The following is a 17,993-nucleotide window of genomic DNA, read 5'->3' on the forward strand; positions in this document are numbered from 1 at the left end:
AACTCGAGGCCAGTTCTTTGCGGATTCGTGCCAATTCCGGCGACGGAACCATTGCGGGAACCGCAGCGGTCCCACACAGTGTTTTAGTTGTCGCCGACTAAGACAGAGATTGCGTCAGCAACATGACTGAACAGAACGTTTTCGACGGCGCGTGAACAGTGTAGCGACGTCACCTTCCGCACCCGCTCGATCAAGGAGATCCGCGAGATCTTCGACGAATGTGCAAGGAGATCTGGCCCGCGCTTGAAGCGCGCAAGCTGCAGCTGCCGATCGAGCAGGACTACAGATTCGTCGACCTCGGCAAGGCGCTCGATGATCGTGGTGACGTTGTAGCGGCGGGGTCGGTAGGATGGGTAGAGCGCAGCGAAACCCATCATCTCACCGCACGGCTCGCAAGTGATGGGTTTCGTTTCGCTTCGCTACCCATCCTACGATGCTGAATCGAGGCGCCGTTGCCGGTGAGACTCGATGATCACCACACCGACGGCTACCAGTCGTCGTAGAGCCACTCCCTTGGCGGCATCCGAGGCGGTCCTCTCGCGTAGGGCGGTTCATATGTCCGCTGGGGCTTGCGAGGGCTCGGGGCCGGCTGCGTCGGAGGCGGCTGCGTCGGAGGCGCAGACGCCTTCTGCTCGGAAACCTTCGCGAGCGCCCGTTTCAATTCCTCCTGGCTTGCCTTGAGCTCCTCGATGGCTTTGGAGCTCTCGCGGGCAGATTCTTGCTGCTCCGCCTTGAGCTGCTCGATGTTTCGCTGCACGTTGGCGAGATCGCGCGCAATGGTTTGCAGCAGCTCGGTCCCATCCTGAACCGCTGCGCGAGCCGGCGGCGCGGTGTCCGGCGTTGCTTTCGGCGCGGCATCCTGGGTTGCGGCCGGCGGCGCGGGCGTCGGTTGCGGTGGCGCAGGCTCCGCCGCGGCAATTTGAACGGCAGATGGCGCTCGCTGCACGGGAGGCGGCGGATCATTCGGCGGCGATGATGGTGCTGAAGCGAGCTGCGGCACCCAGCGGGCGACAACCAGCTTGGCTTTCGCACCATAGGACGACTGCGAAGCCAGCACTGCGACAACGACGCACGCCGCCATCGACAACGCGGCAAGGACCCGAATAGCCGGCCTTCCGGACGCTGATTGCGATCTGGCTCCGGACGAAGCAGGTCCGGACGAAGCACCAGGACCGGACGAAGCGGCAGGACCGGACGAGGGCGGGACAGGTGCAGCCGACGCTGGCGACGGCGGTCGCGCAGCGTCGCGCTCCATCTTTGCAAGCTGCTCGCTCAAGCGCGTGAGCTCTTCATCAGCGCGGACGATCTGCTTGTGAGCTTCCGCCAGCCGTTCATCGGCGCTCGCGGCCGGGCCCGCGCCAGCTTCACCTGGATTCGGAGTGGGTGTGGAGTTCATTGGCGTGTCCCTCTTCCGTCCAATGTCATCCAAGACTGCCGTCTCGGTATCCGTCAGGGTCGATCAGCGCCCAGCCTCCCGTTCAGCCTTGTCCAAGCTATGGCATGATAGCGTGCTTGACGTCTTGTGATAAGCAGGATCGCCTTCCCGTTTTGGCGCGGACTACCGGACCCCGGCTAGCCGGAAGTCAATCTGGGCTCCACATTGCCCCCGCAGGCAATGACCCATACTCGGGCGTGCTCCTCGGCGACGACGCCTGCTAAAACTGCCCCCAACGCGACCGCTCCACTCGGCTCAACCCGGATGCCGCAAACGTCGCGCAGGAGCCAACGTGCGTCCTCCACCAACTTGTCGCTGACCGCGCACACCCGGACTTCCGATTTCTCCAAAATTTCGAACGCGCGTGCGCCAATCTTGCGAGACCGCAAGGCGTCACATGAGGTGTCGCCAGCGGGGTCGATCCGGATGGGCGCGCCCAGCGCACGCGCGCGAGCATATCGTGGGTGCGTTTCCGGCTCGACAACATAGATCTCCGCAGAAATAGATCTGTAGCGCAGGGCTAGCGCTACGCCCGCCGCCAATCCGCCGCCGCCACAGGCCACGACGACGGCGTCAGACTTCGAACTACTTGCGTCGATCGCAGCAGCGATTTCCGAGCCAAGTGTGAAGCTGCCCGCAATCATCTCCATATCTTCGAAGGCATGGAGGTTACGCCAACTGCGCTTTCGTGCCTCGACTTCGGCGCGCTCTGCCAACTCCGAGCGTTCCGCGAGATGTATCTCTGCTCCAGTTCTTCGAGCCTGCTCTAGTTTGAAGACCGGTGCATCGCTTGGCATAATCAGACAAGCGGGCTTGCAAAGTGTTTGGGCCGCCAAGCCAACTGCAATTGGGAAGTTTCCAGCTCCCGCGGCTATGACGCCTTGTGGGGCATTGCGGACCCCCAGTATTGCGCCCCGAAACTTGAACGATCCACTGCGTTGGAGGGTTTCGTCTTTGACGTAGACCGCGCATCCGATCCGAGTATTTAACTCGGACGAAGATCGCATGGGGGTTCTGCAAGCTTGCTGCGAAATAAATTCGAGGTCTCGCGGCAGCAGATCGAGGGAGTGACCAACCATCGTTACCTTCCGTGAACACGGCAAGAGACCCTAGACAAATACAAATATCGAGCGTGCTCAAATCTGTGTCGGGTCAATTATTGTGACGATTCGATTCAATTGACGCGTGGCGCAGGGCATGCCGGAGCGTCTCCCGCTGAACCTGTACGCTCGTGTGCGTTTTTGTTTCCACTTTTGCGCACGAGACCGCGGATGCAGCGCGCACCCGGCATTCCCTGCGCCCCCTTATTTTGGGGGCAAACGATTCGGCAAAGCTCGGGCACATGTCGCGAGAATTCGAAGGTGCGTCCTCACTCACAGCTGTCATCGCCCGCGAATGCGTGTGATCCGGTACGCCGCGGCTTGTCGGCACGATAACGACTGTCTCTCGAATACTGGATCGCCCGGTCCCGTCTTCGCCAAGGCTTCGACGAGGCCATAAATGCCTGGCACGCCGAAGCTTTAGCGGGTCCTGATTTCGCCAGGACGACGGTGTGATTTTGACCGATGAACTTGCGCCCTGCACGGTCTTGAGATTCGGAATAGTTCGCAACAACTCCACTACCGAGACGCGCTCTTGCAAGTGAGTTGCGATTGCGCATGGCGAACGACGACTGACACTTGATGTTCACGGACTCCCTGCTACACCGCCGCCCATGACCTCTTCAAACACCAGCACATCCTCGACCAAGACGTCCGTCGCCGCGATCTCGATCCTTGCCAGCGGCAGCATGGCCGTCGCGAAATTCGTCGTCGGCATCGCCATCGGATCGCTGGCCTTGATCTCCGAGGCGCTGCACTCCTCGATCGATCTGGTCGCCACCATCATCACCTGGGCGGTGGTGCGGGTATCGGATCAGCCGGCCGACGCCGAGCATCATTACGGCCACGGCAAGTTCGAGAGCGTCTCGGCGCTCGGCATCATCGCCATGCTCTACGTGCTGGCCGGCGGCATCCTGGTGCAGGCCTACAGCCATTTGCGCGAGGGCGCCCCGCCGCCGTCGATCTCGGCCATTCCCTTCATCGTTCTCCTCCTCGATATCGGCGTCAATCTGTGGCGCGCCCGCGCGCTGCATCGCGCCGCGCGCGACACCAAGAGCCAGGCGCTGGCCGCCGACGCGCTGCATTTCGCCTCCGACGTGATGGGCTCGACCGCCGTCATCGTCGGCCTGGTGCTGGCAGGCTTCGGCTTCTGGTGGGGCGACGCGGCGGCGGCGATCGCGGTCGCCGTGATGATCGCCCTGCTCGGCCTGCGCATGGCGCGCGAGACGGTCGAGACCCTGCTCGACCGCGCGCCCGAAGGCGCGCTGGAAAAGGCCACCGCGGCCATCAAGGCGGTGCCTGGCGTGGTCGACGTCGACCGCCTGCGGGTCCGCATGGTCGGCGCGACGCATTTCATCGATGCCATCGCCAAGGTGCCACGCACCTACCCGATCGACCGCGTCGAGGACATCAAGCGCCGGGCGCAGGAGGCGATGAGCAAGACGTTCGGCGATGCCGACCTCACCTTCACCGCGGTGCCGGTGGCGCGCGACAATGAGAGCGTGCGCGAGCGCATCATGGTGATCGCGCGCAATTCCGGCCTCGCCATCCATCACGTCACCGTGTACGACATCGACGGCAAGCTGATCGTCGGCATCGACCTCGAGCTCGACAGCGACATGGCGCTGGACGCCGCGCACGGCATCGCCCACGAGCTCGAGCGCGCGATCCGCGAGGATTTCGGCGAGGACGTCGAGGTCGACACCCATATCGAGCCGCTGCAGCCGGAACTGCCATGGGGAACCGACGCCGTGCCCGACCGCGTCGAGGCCATCAAGACCGCGCTGACCGGATTTGCCGATGGCGGCGCGATCCATGACATCCACAATGTGCGGGTCCGCAACACCGACGCCGGCGAGATCGTCAACTTCCATTGCCGCGCCGAGCCGTCGATGAGCGTGATCAAGGTGCACGAAAGCGTCGACGAGATTGAACGCAAACTGCGCCGCGCGTTCCCGACCGTGAAGCGTGTGATCAGTCACGCAGAACCGGCGCGCGCGTAATTCTACGGAGCCGTTCTCCTTTCGGACTCACTTTGCGCAACCCGATTCTGTTTTTGACAAGAATTATTTCGCATTAACGAATCGTTGACTCTCGACAGTCCCGGAAATCTGGATTCAAATGATCATGATTCGGATGCATCGTGGGGAGCATCCGAGCCGGGTAAAAATCAGCTTAGAGCGGGGGTCTAAGGCATGGCGCGCGCGCATGCAGCGAACGCGTGCGTCCAATCCGATTCGATCAAAGGATTGGCGCAGTCGATCGCAAAACCGGCCTATCACAGGCTCTTGACGGCCGAGCCTGCACTGCGCCGCGCAGTCCCGACGCTCATCATCGCCTTCCTCATCACGATCTGCCTCGGCGCCTTCGTCCAGGTGATCGACCAGAACCGGCAGAAGCGCGGCGCGATGAAGCGCGACCTTGCCGCGCTCTCCGATATCCTCGCCGAGCGTCTCGACCGCCTGACCTCGGTGCGCCGCGAGCGGCTCGCCAATATCGAGAAGCTGCAGGAGCTGCTGCCGGACCTGATCCCGTCATGGGGCATCGCCTATGGCCGCCACGTCATCATCACCAGCGCTGATCACCGCGTGCTGGCGCGCGTGCCGATCGACGGCGCCGGCGAGAACGACCGCATCCTCGACATTGTCTCCACCGCGCAGCTCCTGATCGCACCGGGCCAGCAGGGCGCGGTCAGCGACATGACGCTGCCGAACGGCACCGGCGCGCTGGCGATCTCGCAGCTCGTCAAGTCGCTGCCCGGCCAGGTCGTCGTCATCCAGGAGATGAACGAACCGATCTGGGGATCGGACGCCGCGCTCTCGGTGACGCTGTCGGCGACCACGAGCTTCGTGGTGCTGATCCTCGGCTTCGCCTTCCACTGGCAATCGACCCGCGCCCGCGAGGGCGACCTGATCAACGACGCCGTGCGCGGCCGGATCGACACCGCGCTCAACCGCGGCCGCTGCGGCTTGTGGGACTGGGACCTGTCGCGCGGCAGGATCTTCTGGTCGCAATCGATGTTCACCCTGCTCGGCCTCGACAGCCGCAACGACCTCCTCACCTTCGGCGAGGTTAACGCGCTGGTGAATTCCGACGACATCAACCTGTTCGACATCGCCGACCAGCTGATCTCGAACAAGATCGATCACATCGACCAGAGCTTCCGCATGCGCCATGTCGGCGGTCACTGGATCTGGCTGCGCGTGCGCTGCGAGCTCAGCCACGCCGCGGCCGACGGCGGCCTGCACCTGATCGGCATCGCGGTCGACATCACCGAGCAGAAGAGCCTCGCCGAAAAGTCGGTGGAAGCCGACCTGCGGCTGCGCGACGCCATCGAAACCATTCCGGAAGCCTTCGTGCTCTGGGATGCCGACGACCGCCTCGTGCTCTGCAACTCGCATTTCCAGCGGCTGCACAAGCTGCCCGATAGCGCCGTCAGCCCCGGCACCTCCTACGAGACGGTGATCGAGGTCGGCAGCATGCCCGAGGTGCGCACCCGCCTGCACGAAAGCGGCGTGCCGGCGCCGGGCGCCCGCACCTTCGAGGCCCAGCTCGACGACGGCAGCTGGCTGCACATCAGCGAGCGCCGCACCAAGGACGGCGGCTACGTCTCGGTCGGCACCGACATCACCCGCATCAAGGCGCACGAGCAGAAGCTGGTCGACAACGATCTGCGGCTGCGCGCCACCGTGATCGACCTGCAGCGCTCGCAATCCGAGCTGGAGCGGCAGGCCGTCGAGCTCGCCGACCTCGCCGAAAAGTATTCGCAGGAGAAGACCCGCGCCGAGGACGCCAATGCCGCGAAGTCGAAGTTCCTCGCCAATATGAGCCACGAGCTGCGCACGCCGCTCAACGCCATCATCGGCTTCTCCGAGATCATGGGCAGCGGCCTGTTCGGCACGCTCGGCTCGGACAAGTACGAGGAGTATTGCCACGACATCCTGACCTCGGGGAAATACCTGCTCGAGGTCATCAACGACATCCTCGACATGTCGAAGATCGAGGCCGGCCGCATGAAGTTCGACATGGAGCCGCTCGACCTCTCCGGCATCCTCGCCGAGTCGCTGCGGGTGGTCTCCGGCCGCGCCGAGCACAAGGGCCTGTCGCTGGAATCGGATATCGAAAGCACGATCTCGGTTGTCGCCGACCGCCGCTCGGTCAAGCAGATCATCGTCAACCTGCTCTCCAATGCCGTGAAATTCACGCCCGACAACGGCCGGGTGCTGGTGCGCGGCCAGATGCTCGACGACTCGATCGTGCTGCTGATCGCCGACAGCGGCATCGGCATCGCGCCGGACTCGCTGCGGCGGCTCGGCAAGCCGTTCGAGCAGGTCGAGAGCCAGCTCACCAAGAGCTACCAGGGCTCGGGCCTCGGCCTTGCGATCGCCCGCTCGCTCACCAACCTGCACGGCGGATCGATGAAGCTGCGCTCCAAGCTCGGCGTCGGCACCGTCGTCCGCGTCACCCTGCCCCGCCATCCCCGCTCGCTGCAGACCAGGCTGCCGGAAGCGGCCTGAGCCCCACCTACTTCGCGAGTGCCTCTTCCAGCAGCGCCGGATCGCCGAGAACGGCGAGCGTCTCGCGCGGCGTCAGATGATCGACCGCCTCGTCGAAGCTGTCGCTTGCTTCGATCCGCGCGCGTGCCACCGCGCGGTGAAGATCGATCTCGCCCGGACCGCCGCGCCTCGCAGGTGGAAGCGACGACAGATGACGATGCAGCAGGCCCGTATCCTGCCGCAGCGCCGCAAGCGCCGGGGCCGATGCGTGGGCAGGCTGCGACGCCAGTTCGTTGGCGCGGACCAGCACGCCCGGCGGCCCGCTCTCCTCGGGCGTCACGAACAGCGCCCGCATCGCGGGCTTGGCCGTCCAGGCTCCGATCGGGATCGCAAACAGGAGGCCAACGATCACCGGCGACATCCAGAGCAGCAGCGGCAACGACACAGCATAGGCGCTGGCGGCCATCGCGACGCCGCAGGCGGTCGGGACGCCGTATTTCCGATACAGCTCCCGCCGTTCGACCTCGCCGTCATCGCGCCGCTGCGTCTGCCAGCCGGCGTCACGGCCAAGCAGGATCTCGACGACGGCGATCGACTGGAACACCATCATCACAGGCGCGATCATCGCGGAAATCAGCACCTCGGCGATGACACCGCTGAAGGTCCGAAAGCCGCCGCCGAATTGGCGGCGCATGTCCCGTCTCGTCAGCAGCAGGATGAAGCCGAGCAGCTTCGGCACGATCAGCAGCGCCATGGTGAGGCCGAACACCCAGGCGGCGAGCACGGGATCCTGCGCCGGCCAGTTCGGGAACAGCGAGAAGCCCTTCGGAAAATATTCGGGGCGAATGAAGCGCGCCTGCAACGAGATCAGGATTCCGAGCAGCAGGAACGACAGCCACATTGGCGCCGTGATGTAGGAGCCGATCCCGGTCATGAAATGCAGCCGTGAGATCCAGTGCAGGTGGCGCGTGGTCAGCACCGCGAGATGCTGCAGATTGCCCTGGCACCAGCGCCGGTCGCGCGCGGCGAAATCCAAGAGCGACGGCGGCACCTCCTCGAAACTGCCGCCGAGCGTCGGCGCCATGTAGATGCCCCAGCCGGCGCGCCGCATCAGTGCCGCCTCGACGAAATCGTGGCTCAGGATATGGCCGCCGAACGGCTTGCGTCCGGACAGTTCAGGCAGACCCGCCTGCTCCGCAAATGCCTGGATCCTGATGATGGCATTGTGTCCCCAGTAATTGCCTTCGGAACCGTGCCACCACGCCACACCGGCCGCGACCATCGGCCCGTACAGCCGGCCGGCAAACTGTTGCAGGCGGCTGAACAGGCTGCGCGCATTGACGATGACCGGCAGCGTCTGCAGCAGCGCCGCCTGCGGGTTGGTCTCCATGGCGTGAACCATCCGCACCATGGTGTCGCCCGACATCAGGCTGTCGGCGTCGAGCACGATCATGAACTGGTAGGCGCCGCCGAACCGCGTGATCCACTCGCCGACATTGCCGGACTTCCGCGCGGTGTTGTCGGCGCGATGCCGGTAGTAGAGCCGCTGCCCGCCGCAGGCGTCACTCAGTTCAAGGAACGCCTGTTCCTCGGCGATCCAGATATCGGGATCGCGGGTGTCGCTGAGCACGAACCAGTCGAAGCGCTCGGCCTGTCCGGTGGCCTCGATGGACTCATAGATGGCGCGCAGGCGCGCCATCAATTGATGCGGATTCTCGTTATAGGTCGGGAGCAGCACCGCGGTCCGGCTCGCGAGCTGCGGCAACGGACCATCGACGCGGATCGGCAGGGCGTTGCCCTTGCGCCGAAGCAGCACGAAGAAGCCGGCCAGCGCCGAAGCGAACGAAAACGCAATCCAGGCGAGCAGCGCGACGAACAGCACCAGGACCATCCATTCCATGATCGTCACGCCACCGACCTGGACCACCATGTACATCTCGTAGGCACCGGCGCCGGTCAGCGCCGCCGTCAGCACCAGAATGAACGCGCGGCGCATGAACATGCCGGCACCGACCGGCACCGGCTTGCTCACCGCGTGCGGCGGCTCGCCGAGATCGGCCGCCGACATCGCAAGCGGGCTCTCTTGTGGCAGGAACCCGTCGGCCGCGGTAGCGGCGCCGGGATGAGGCGACGTGATTATGGCGCCCATCGATAGACCCAGATCTCCGAGAGTGGCTTGTCATCCTGCGCCAGATGCGCGCGCAGCTCGATCGGATCCTTCTTGACGGCACACTGGAAGCTGAGCCGCCAGCCACCCGTGTTCGGGTTCGGCTGCGTGACGATGTTGGTGATCTCGGCCTTCTCGGCCGACACCACGCCCTTGATGCTATCGGGATCGGCACCCTTCAGATTGTCTCCGATCAGATCGAGCACGAACAGCTTGCCGTCCTCGCCGCGGGCGCCGATGCCGGTGCGGGTGAAACGCGCGAGCGAATGCGGCTTCGGGGCGTCGGGTCCCCAATGCAGGCGATAGGTGAGATTGGTCTCGCTCTTGGCCTTGAGCGGCGCCTTCGGCCGCCAGAACGCGGCGATGTTGTCGTGGATCTCTTCCTTGGTCGGAATCTCGATCAGGATGACCGCGCCCTCGCCCCAGTCGCCGATCGGCTCGACCCACAGGCTCGGGCGCTTCTCGAAACTCGATTCGATGTCCTGATAGGCGAAGAAATTCTTCTCTCGCTGCATCAGCCCGAAGCCGTGCGGATTGATGTCCTGGAAGGTGCTGATCTGGAGATCGCGCGGATTGCTCAGCGGACGCCACAGGCTCTCGCCCTTGCCGTTGTAGATCGCAAGCCCGTCGGAATCGTGCACCGACGGCCTGAAGTCATCGACCTCGTTGCGATCGTTCGGCCCGAAGAAGAACATGCTCGTCATCGGCGCGAGGCCGGCATGCTCGAGATCGGCCCGCGGATAGACCGATGCCTCGACATCGAACACCGTGGTCTTGCCGGGCCTGATCGTGAAGCGGTAGCTCCCCGCGCAGCTCTTGCTGTCGAGCAAGGCGTGAATGACCAGCGAGGTCGCGTTGGGCACGGGACGCTCGAGCCAGAACGCCTTGAAGAATGGAAACTCCTCGCCCTTCGCCTCGCCGGTGTCGATCGACAGGCCGCGCGCCGACAGGCCATAGGTCTCATCCTTGGCGACGGCGCGGAAATAGCTCGCGCCGAGGAAGACGCAGACCTCGTCGTAATAGTCCGGCTTGTTGATCGGCGCGTGGATCCGAAATCCGGCGAAACCGAGATCGGTCTCGGTGAACGCGGGCACGTCCTTGCCGAACGAAAAACTGTCCTTGCTGTAGCCGACTTCGCTGACCTTGCCGTCCACGACCTCGAAGATCTGGACCTTGTTCTTGTAGAAGAAACCGCGATGGAAGAACTGCGCTTCGAACGGCAGCTTCTGGCCGCGCCACAACGCGCGCTCCGGCACGAAGCGGATGGTGCGGTACTGATCGTAGGTCAGGTCCTTCAGGCCGTTCGGCAACTTCTCGTCGGGGGGCTCGAACGCCTTGCTCGCGAGGTTGCGGGCGAGCTCCCTCACCATCGACGGATCGAAAGGTGCGTCCGAATTGTTCCCAGCGGCTGCGGCTTCTCGCTGCGGCAACAGCAATAGTGTCGGCAACACGGCCGATCCGTGGAGTAACTGGCGGCGATTCAAAGCGGCTCCTGCTGGCTAATCGGGACGCCGCAATGAAACCGTTCAACCGTCCGTGAGTTCCACGATTGCTGCGTGAAGCAGAAGATTGCGTTCAGCGCCTGGCCCGGCGGGCCTGAAGCGGGAACCGTCGTGAAAGAGCTCGGCTGATCGCCGCGCGCTACGCGCTCTCCAGCTTGGGCGCGACCTCGCGCGCGACCTGCACCAGTGCGGCAATCAGCGGCGTCATCGGATCGCGCTGCGGGATCACGAGGCCGATGCTGTAGTCGACGACCGGGTCGACGATCGGAATGCTGCGCACGGCATCCGCAAGGCCAAGCGTCTCGGCGAGCTTGGCCGGCATCACGCTGGCCCAGCGTCCGGTCTTCACATGGGTGTAGAGCACGAGCAGCGAGTTCGATGTCAGCGTCGGCGTCGCCTCGGCGCCGACCGAGGTCAGCGCGCGATCGATGATGCGGCGGTTCTGCATGTCGGGCGTGAGCAGGCAGAGCGGCACGGTGCCGACTTCCTTCCACGTCACCTGCTTGCGGTCACCGAACATCGCATCCGGCGCCGTCAGCAGACGATAGCTCTCATTGTAGAGCGGGATGGTGCGGACCTTGCCGATCGGCTCGTTCTCGATATAGGTCAGCCCGGCATCGACCTCGAGATTTTCGAGCAGCCCGAGCACGTCGGCCGACGTGCAGGACTGGATGCGGAAACGCACATCGGGATGGCGCGCGCGGAACGGCGTCGTCAGCGAGGCCACCATGCCGAGCGCGGTCGGGATCGCCGCGATCCGGATCTCGCCGGACAGCTTGTCCTTGAGGCTGTTGATCTCCTGCTTCATTGCCCGCGCGTCGCCGACGATGCGCCGCGCCCAGTCCAGCGTCCGTTCGCCCTCGGGCGTGAAACCCTGGAAGCGCGATCCGCGCTGCACCAGCATGACGCCGAGGATCTCCTCGAGCTGCTTGAGGCTGGTCGACATGGTCGGCTGGGTGACGCCGCAGGCCTCCGCAGCCCGGCCGAAATGCCGCTCCTTGGCCAGCGCCAGCAGAAGTTCCAGCTTGTCGATCAAGGTTCAAACCCCCTCGGAAAAACGGCGCCCCAAATGGCTGCCCGACGCGGCCATAGGTAGCACGATCCGGGCGCGATCCCGAAATCCAAAGCGTCCCGGAAGTACGTGATTCCAGAACATTATTGCGATCCCCAATCGAGCCATTCGGCGACGCTATTAATCGCGTTTCGCAATCGCCGCATGAGACAGCTTTATTGATGTTTCGAACAATTCCAACTCTGATGCGCGCAGCAAAAAATGGATCGTGAGAAGCGCGGATGACGGTGGGATACGAACCTTGGGACACGGCGCGCGGCGCTGAAATCATCGCCGAGCATGCCGGACTTGAAGGCGCAACGCTGGTGATCCTGCATGCGCTGCAGGAGGCGTTCGGCTACGTGCCCGAGCCGGCGATTCCGATGGTCGCCGAGGCGCTCAATCTGTCGCGCGCCGAGGTGCACGGCGTGTTCACCTTCTACCATGATTTCCGGAAGGCGCCGGCCGGGCGCCACGTCCTCAAGCTCTGCCGCGCCGAGGCCTGCCAGGCCGCCGGTGGCGACCGGCTTGCTGCGCGCGCGGAGGCCAAACTGGGTGTCTCACTCGGACACACCACGGCGGATGACCGCGTGACCTTGGAGCCGATCTACTGCCTCGGGCTGTGCGCCACCGCACCCTCGGCGATGCTGGATGGCCGCGTGGTCGGCCGGCTCGATGAGGCGCGGATCGATGCGCTGGTCGCGGAGGCACAGCGATGACAATGCGAATCTACGTTCCCCGCGATGCCGCGGCCGTCGCCGTCGGCGCCGACGATGTCGCCCTCGCCTTCGCGCAGGCTGCAGCAGCGCGTGGCGCAGCAATCGAGATTGTCAGGAACGGCTCGCGCGGGCTGTGCTGGCTGGAGCCGATGGTTGAGCTTTCGACCGCGCAGGGCCGCATCGCATTCGGCCCGGTGACGCCGGCGGACGTGCCATCCCTGCTCGATGCGATGGCCGGTAGCGGCCAGCATGCCCTGCGGCTTGGTGTCACGGACGAGATCCCCTGGCTGAAGCGCCAGACCCGGCTGACCTTCGCCCGCTGCGGCGTGGTCGATCCGCGCTCGGTCGACGACTACCGTACCCATGGCGGCTACAAGGGCCTGGAGCGGGCGCTGACGCTGAGCTCCGACCAGATCCTTGCCGACGTCACCACGTCGGGCCTGCGCGGCCGCGGCGGCGCCGGCTTCCCCACCGGCATCAAATGGAAGACGGTGGCGCAGGCCAGCGCCGACCGCAAATACATCGTCTGCAACGCCGACGAAGGCGACAGCGGCACCTTCGCCGACCGCATGATCATGGAAGGCGACCCCTTCGTCGTGATCGAGGGCATGACGATCGCGGGTATCACGGTCGGTGCCACCAAGGGCTACATCTACATCCGCTCGGAATATCCGCACGCGGTCGAGGCGATGAACGCGGCGATCTCAGCCGCCCGGCGCGCCGGCTTGCTCGGCAAGCGCATCGGCGGCTCTGCGCATGAATTCGATCTCGAGGTGCGGGTCGGCGCCGGCGCCTATGTCTGCGGCGAAGAGACCTCGCTGCTGGAGAGCCTCGAAGGCCGCCGCGGCATCGTGCGGGCCAAGCCGCCGCTGCCCGCGCACAAGGGCCTGTTCGGCCGGCCGAGCGTGATCAACAACGTGCTGTCGTTCGCGGCGATCCCCTTCATCCTCGACAACGGCGCCAACGCCTACGCGGATTTCGGCATGGGCCGTTCGCGCGGCACGATGCCGATCCAGCTCGCCGGCAACATCAGATATGGCGGGCTGTTCGAGACCGCGTTCGGCGTCACGCTCGGCGAGCTCGTCGACGAGATCGGCGGCGGCACCCTCACCGGACGCGAGGTGCGCGCCGTGCAGGTCGGCGGCCCGCTCGGGGCCTACTTCCCCCGCGCGCTGTTCGACACGCCGTTCGACTATGAGGCGTTTGCCGCGCGCGACGGCCTGATCGGCCATGGCGGGATCGTGGTGTTCGACGACACCGTCGACATGGTCAAGCAGGCGCGCTTCGCGATGGAGTTCTGCGCGATCGAATCCTGCGGCAAGTGCACGCCGTGCCGGATCGGTTCGACCCGCGGCGTCGAGACCATCAACAAGATCATCAACGGCGAGCGCGTCGCGGAAAACCTCGCGGTGATCGAAGACCTCTGCAACACAATGAAATTCGGCTCGCTCTGCGCGCTCGGCGGCTTCACGCCCTACCCCGTGATGAGCGCACTGAAACACTTCCGGGAAGATTTCGGTCCCGCACCGGCCCGGCTGCAGGCCGCGGAATAGCAAGGAAATCACGATGTCGCTGATCCAGGAAATCGATTTCGGCACGGCCAAATCCAAATCCGAGACGATGGTCACGCTGACCATTGACGGCAATCAGATCACCGTGCCCGAGGGCACCTCGATCATGCGCGCAGCGATGGAAGCCGGCACCCAGATTCCGAAGCTGTGCGCGACCGACATGGTCGACGCCTTCGGCTCCTGCCGGCTCTGCCTCGTCGAGATCGAAGGCCGCGCCGGCACGCCCGCCTCCTGCACCACGCCGGTCATGCCCGGCCTCGTGGTGCACACCCAGAGCGACCGGCTGAAGAAGCTGCGCAAGGGCGTGATGGAGCTCTATATCTCCGACCATCCGCTGGACTGCCTGACCTGCGCCGCGAACGGCGACTGCGAATTGCAGGACATGGCGGGCGCCGTCGGCCTGCGCGACGTGCGCTACGGCTATGAGGGCGAGAACCACGTCTTCGCCAAATCGCACGGCTGCGAAAACGACAACTGGATGCCGAAGGACGAGTCCAATCCGTACTTCACCTACGATCCCTCGAAGTGCATCGTCTGCTCGCGCTGCGTGCGCGCCTGCGAGGAGGTGCAAGGCACCTTCGCGCTGACGATCTCCGGTCGCGGCTTCGACAGCCGCGTCTCGCCCGGCATGAACGAGAGCTTCCTCGGCTCCGAATGCGTTTCCTGCGGCGCCTGTGTGCAGGCCTGCCCGACCGCGACGCTGACCGAGAAATCCGTGATCGAGATCGGCCAGCCCGAGCACTCGGTCGTCACCACCTGCGCCTATTGCGGCGTCGGCTGCGCCTTCAAGGCCGAGATGCGCGGCGAGGAAGTGGTGCGCATGGTGCCGTGGAAGGACGGCAAGGCCAATCGCGGCCATTCCTGCGTCAAGGGCCGCTTCGCCTGGGGCTACACCACCCACAAGGAGCGCATCCTGAAGCCGATGATCCGCGAGCGGATCGAGGATCCCTGGCAGGAAGTGTCGTGGGACGAGGCGCTGAATTTTGCCGCCGCGAAGTTCAAGGGCATCCAGCAGAAATACGGCCGCGACGCGGTCGGCGGCATCACCTCGTCGCGCTGTACCAATGAAGAGACCTATCTGGTGCAGAAGCTGATCCGCGCCGGCTTCGGCAACAACAATGTCGACACCTGCGCCCGCGTCTGCCATTCGCCGACCGGCTACGGCCTGTCGCAGACCTACGGCACCTCGGCCGGCACCCAGGATTTCGACTCGGTGGAAGACACCGACGTCGTGCTGATCATCGGCGCCAATCCGGCCTCGGCCCATCCGGTGTTCGCTTCGCGGCTGAAGAAGCGGTTGCGCCAGGGCGCCAAGCTGATCGTGATCGATCCGCGCCGCACCGAGATGGTGGAATCGCCGCATGTGAAGGCGCTGCACCTGCCGCTGATGCCCGGCACCAACGTCGCCGTGCTCACCGCGCTCGCGCATGTCATCGTCACCGAGGGGCTCGCCGACGAGGCCTTCGTGCGCGAGCGCTGCGACTGGAGCGAGTTCGAGGACTGGGCCGCTTTCGTCGCTCAGGACAAGCACAGTCCGGAAGCCACAGCGATCATGACCGGCGTCGATCCGAAGGCGCTGCGCGAGGCGGCGCGGATCTATGCCACCGGCGGCAACGGCGCGATCTATTACGGGCTTGGCGTCACCGAGCACAGCCAGGGCTCGACCACGGTGATCGCGATCGCCAACCTCGCGATGGTGACCGGCAATATCGGCCGGCCCGGCGTCGGCGTGAACCCGCTGCGCGGCCAGAACAACGTGCAGGGCTCCTGCGACATGGGCTCGTTCCCGCACGAGCTGCCGGGCTACCGCCACATCGCGGGCGACGCGGTGCGCGAGCAGTTCGAGGCGATGTGGAACGTCAAGCTCAACAACGAGCCGGGCCTGCGCATCCCCAACATGTTCGATGCCGCGATCGAAGGCAGCTTCATGGGGCTCTACGTGCAGGGCGAGGACATCCTGCAATCCGACCCGAACACCAAGCATGTGGTGGCGGCGCTGTCGGCGATGGAATGCGTCATCGTCCATGACCTCTTCCTGAACGAGACCGCGAACTACGCCCACGTCTTCCTGCCCGGCTCGACCTTCCTCGAGAAAGACGGTACCTTCACCAATGCCGAACGCCGCATCCAGCGCGTCCGCAAGGTGATGACGCCGCTCAACGGCTATGCCGACTGGGAAGTGACGATCATGCTTGGCAAGGCGATGGGCTTCGAAATGAAATACAGCCATCCGTCCGAGATCATGGACGAGATCGCCGCGCTGACGCCGACCTTCGCGGGCGTCTCCTACGCCAAGCTCGACGAGCTCGGCTCGGTGCAGTGGCCCTGCAACGAGAAGGCGCCGGAAGGCACGCCGGTGATGCATATCGGCGGCTTCGTGCGCGGCAAGGGCAAGTTCATCCTCACCGAATATATCGCGACCGACGAACGCACCGGCCCGCGTTATCCGCTCCTGCTCACGACGGGGCGTATCCTCAGCCAGTACAATGTCGGCGCGCAGACCCGCCGCACCGAGAACGTGGTGTGGCACGCCGAGGATCGGCTCGAGATCCATCCGCACGACGCCGAGCAGCGCGGCGTGCGCGACGGCGACTGGGTGCGGCTGGCGAGCCGCGCCGGCGAGACCACGCTGCGCGCTGAAATCACCGACCGCGTGGCGCCGGGCGTGGTCTACACCACGTTCCACCATCCGGACACCCAGGCCAACGTCATCACGACCGACTTCTCGGACTGGGCGACCAACTGTCCTGAGTACAAGGTCACTGCCGTGCAGATCTCGCCGTCGAACGGTCCGTCCGACTGGCAGAAGGCCTATGACGAACAGGCGCGCAACTCCCGCCGCATCGCGCCTGTCGTGGAAGCCGCGGAGTAGCGATGCGCGAGCCCGTCCACAAGGCGATCCGGAAGGTCTGGCGCGACGGCGTCTTCAGCGGCGGCGCGCGCCTGATCCCCGAGGAGACGCCGCTGGCGCTGACCTACAATGGCGGCACCTACGCAGTGATGATGGGCTCGCCCGAGGACCTCGGCGACTTCGCGGTCGGATTCAGCCTGAGCGAAGGCATCGTGCAATCGGCCGACGAAATCGAGACCCTCGACATCGTCGAGCTCGACGACGGCATCGAGCTTCGGATGTGGCTCAAGCCTGACAAAGCCGAGCGGATCGCCGAGCGGCGGCGCAACATCGCCGGCCCGACGGGCTGTGGTCTGTGCGGATTGGATTCCATCAGCGAGGCAGTCCGGCCGGCTGCAGTCGTGTCCACGGGCCGCGTGTTCTCGCCGCGCGAGATCATGACCGCGGTGGCGGCGGTCGCGCCGCTGCAGGAGATCAACCACCAGACCCGCGCGGTGCACGCGGCCGCGTTCTGGACCGCCACGCGCGGCATCGTGGCACTGCGCGAGGATGTCGGACGCCACAATGCGCTGGACAAGCTCGCCGGCGCGCTGGCCCGCGACAAGGTCGTCGCGAGCGACGGCATCGTGCTGCTGACCAGCCGCGTCTCGGTCGAAATGGTGCAGAAGACCGCCGCGATCGGCGCGCCGCTGATCGCGGCGGTATCGGCGCCAACCGGGCTTGCGGTGCGGATGGCGGATGCCGCCGGCATCACGCTCGCCGCGATCGCCCGCGCCGATGGATTTGAGATATTTACCCACCCGGAACGCGTCACAGGCGCGGTGCCCGGCAAGGAGTCCGCCTATGTCGTCGTCGCCTGACAAACTGGTCTATATGGCGAACCAGATCGGAAAGTTCTTCCAGAGCCAGGGGCGCGACCGCGCCGTGCAGGGCATCTCCGAGCACATCTGGAAGTTCTGGGACCCGCGGATGCGCAAGCAGATCTTCGCCCATCTCGACGCCGGCGGCGCCGGCCTCGAGCCCGACGTCCGCGATGCGCTGCTCAAGCTGAAGCTGCAGGCGTAGCCTTCGGGCCCTGCCACCGCTTACCCACCGTCACCG

12 protein-coding genes are annotated in these 17,993 nt (G+C 65.1%); 7 read left to right on the top strand and 5 right to left on the bottom strand.

The window, feature by feature from the left end:
* Nucleotides 1-83 precede the first annotated feature (83 nt).
* Both QMZ05_RS27260 and QMZ05_RS27265 read right to left on the bottom strand, forming a co-directional pair.
* Entirely contained in the window at nucleotides 84-374 is a 291-nt protein-coding gene (locus QMZ05_RS27260) for a hypothetical protein (RefSeq protein ID WP_353703565.1), read from the bottom strand.
* Between the two features lie 1,198 nt (nucleotides 375-1,572).
* Entirely contained in the window at nucleotides 1,573-2,514 is a 942-nt protein-coding gene (locus QMZ05_RS27265; protein ID WP_353703566.1) for a pyridoxal-phosphate dependent enzyme, read from the bottom strand.
* Between the two features lie 635 nt (nucleotides 2,515-3,149).
* On the opposite strand from QMZ05_RS27265, the gene QMZ05_RS27270 reads away from it, so the two are divergent.
* Together QMZ05_RS27270 and QMZ05_RS27275 are read left to right on the top strand one after the other, a co-directional pair.
* Nucleotides 3,150-4,538, top strand: a complete 1,389-nt coding sequence (locus QMZ05_RS27270) for a cation-efflux pump (RefSeq protein WP_353703567.1) — start codon at nucleotides 3,150-3,152, stop codon at nucleotides 4,536-4,538.
* Between the two features lie 192 nt (nucleotides 4,539-4,730).
* The gene (locus tag QMZ05_RS27275) at nucleotides 4,731-7,052 is read left to right on the top strand and encodes an ATP-binding protein (RefSeq protein ID WP_353703568.1); all 2,322 of its coding nucleotides are present in this window, start codon (nucleotides 4,731-4,733) and stop codon (nucleotides 7,050-7,052) included.
* 7 nt (nucleotides 7,053-7,059) lie between these two features.
* On the opposite strand, the gene mdoH is transcribed toward QMZ05_RS27275, so the two are convergent.
* The 3 genes from mdoH to QMZ05_RS27290 all read right to left on the bottom strand — a co-directional run bounded on the left by mdoH (nucleotide 7,060) and on the right by QMZ05_RS27290 (nucleotide 11,736).
* Nucleotides 7,060-9,180 carry a glucans biosynthesis glucosyltransferase MdoH gene (gene mdoH / locus QMZ05_RS27280; protein ID WP_353703569.1) on the bottom strand — a complete coding sequence of 707 codons (2,121 nt, stop codon included), beginning with the start codon at nucleotides 9,178-9,180 and terminating at the stop codon, nucleotides 7,060-7,062.
* The gene (locus QMZ05_RS27285) at nucleotides 9,168-10,682 is read right to left on the bottom strand and encodes a glucan biosynthesis protein G (protein ID WP_353703570.1); all 1,515 of its coding nucleotides are present in this window, start codon (nucleotides 10,680-10,682) and stop codon (nucleotides 9,168-9,170) included. Before QMZ05_RS27285 ends, mdoH begins: the two co-directional genes overlap by 13 nt.
* A 157-nt stretch (nucleotides 10,683-10,839) precedes the next feature.
* Nucleotides 10,840-11,736: a LysR family transcriptional regulator gene (locus QMZ05_RS27290; RefSeq protein ID WP_021082045.1), complete on the bottom strand. Its 897-nt coding sequence runs from the start codon at nucleotides 11,734-11,736 to the stop codon at nucleotides 10,840-10,842.
* 257 nt (nucleotides 11,737-11,993) lie between these two features.
* Between QMZ05_RS27290 and QMZ05_RS27295 the strand changes: the two genes are divergently transcribed.
* From QMZ05_RS27295 to QMZ05_RS27315, 5 genes are read left to right on the top strand one after another with little or no spacing between them, the layout of a single operon-like run.
* Nucleotides 11,994-12,470, top strand: coding sequence for a formate dehydrogenase subunit gamma (locus tag QMZ05_RS27295; protein ID WP_353703571.1), 477 nt, complete (start codon nucleotides 11,994-11,996; stop codon nucleotides 12,468-12,470).
* The gene (locus QMZ05_RS27300) at nucleotides 12,467-14,023 is read left to right on the top strand and encodes an NADH-ubiquinone oxidoreductase-F iron-sulfur binding region domain-containing protein (protein ID WP_353703572.1); all 1,557 of its coding nucleotides are present in this window, start codon (nucleotides 12,467-12,469) and stop codon (nucleotides 14,021-14,023) included. The genes QMZ05_RS27295 and QMZ05_RS27300 overlap by 4 nt, the downstream gene beginning before the upstream one ends.
* 13 nt (nucleotides 14,024-14,036) lie before the next feature.
* The gene (gene fdhF / locus QMZ05_RS27305; protein WP_353703573.1) at nucleotides 14,037-16,913 is read left to right on the top strand and encodes a formate dehydrogenase subunit alpha; all 2,877 of its coding nucleotides are present in this window, start codon (nucleotides 14,037-14,039) and stop codon (nucleotides 16,911-16,913) included.
* A 2-nt stretch (nucleotides 16,914-16,915) separates the two neighbouring features.
* Nucleotides 16,916-17,752 (top strand): formate dehydrogenase accessory sulfurtransferase FdhD, encoded by an 837-nt coding sequence (gene fdhD / locus QMZ05_RS27310; RefSeq protein WP_353703574.1) that lies wholly within the window; start codon nucleotides 16,916-16,918, stop codon nucleotides 17,750-17,752.
* Entirely contained in the window at nucleotides 17,736-17,957 is a 222-nt protein-coding gene (locus tag QMZ05_RS27315; RefSeq protein WP_279704869.1) for a formate dehydrogenase subunit delta, read from the top strand. Before fdhD ends, QMZ05_RS27315 begins: the two co-directional genes overlap by 17 nt.
* Nucleotides 17,958-17,993: the final 36 nt, after the last annotated feature.

Source organism: Bradyrhizobium sp. INPA03-11B (genome assembly GCF_040446015.1).
In the GTDB taxonomy this organism is placed as follows: domain Bacteria; phylum Pseudomonadota; class Alphaproteobacteria; order Rhizobiales; family Xanthobacteraceae; genus Bradyrhizobium; species Bradyrhizobium macuxiense_A.